We start from the raw sequence: 761 nt of genomic DNA on the forward strand, positions 1-761 counted from the left end.
TGTTACGTCCCGCGCTGATTTAGGGAGAGCGTCGCGACCTATTTTGGGTGAGACGCAAAGAAAAGTCCCGAGCTGGCTGAGGGAAAACAGCGCCCTTGGCCAGATCGGGACAGTGGCGGGCTAGAAGGGCAGGTCGTCGTTGAGATCGAGGGTCTCTTGAACGGGCGCCGCCGGGTCGTGCTCGGCCGCCATCATGAGGTCGATCAGCTCACGCTCGTAGAGGTTCCAAACCGCGTTGGTGAGATGCTCGAGTGTCTCAAAGAGCACCAAGGCGAGCGCCGGAGGGAGATCCTCTGGCAGCGACACGGGACAGGTCTTCATCGCAGCTCCTCGATGGCTTGCTGGATCACCTCATCGGGTAGGTGATTCAATCCTTTCGGCACCGCCAGCTGTAAGCTGGTCTTGAGGATGCGTCCGGCGTAGCGTGGCAGCCCGCGCGAGGCCTGGCGTAACAGCTCCAGGCCCGAGTCCGAGAGCAGGGTGTGCTCGGCTCCGGCGTGCTTGAAGGCCTGGGTGACGAGGCTGTGGAAACGCTCGCGCTCACTGATCGGCCTCAAGCGCAGGCGCACCTGGATGCGGCTGGCCAAGGCCGCATAGGGGGCACGATCGAGGGTGTGCTCCAGCGCGGGGTGCCCGACCAGCCACACGCTCATGAGGTCACGCGAGTCGAAGGCGAAGTTCAGGAAGGCCGGCAGGTCACGGAAGAACTCCGCGGGCAGATTGTGCGCCTCGTCGATGATCCACAGCGGCGTGACGTTCTT

2 protein-coding genes are annotated in these 761 nt (G+C 63.5%); both read right to left on the reverse strand.

What is annotated here, in order from left to right:
* Nucleotides 1-120: 120 nt before the first annotated feature.
* A complete protein-coding gene (locus tag G3480_RS27075) occupies nt 121-321 on the reverse strand; it encodes a hypothetical protein (RefSeq protein WP_164657269.1) in 201 nt (66 codons plus the stop codon).
* Nucleotides 318-761, reverse strand: a 444-nt coding sequence (locus G3480_RS27080; protein ID WP_164657270.1) for an AAA family ATPase, incomplete at its 5' end; no start/stop codon positions are given. The genes G3480_RS27080 and G3480_RS27075, both read right to left, overlap by 4 nt.

It is taken from the genome of Thiorhodococcus mannitoliphagus (assembly GCF_010915725.1).
Classification (GTDB): Bacteria; Pseudomonadota; Gammaproteobacteria; order Chromatiales; family Chromatiaceae; genus Thiorhodococcus; species Thiorhodococcus mannitoliphagus.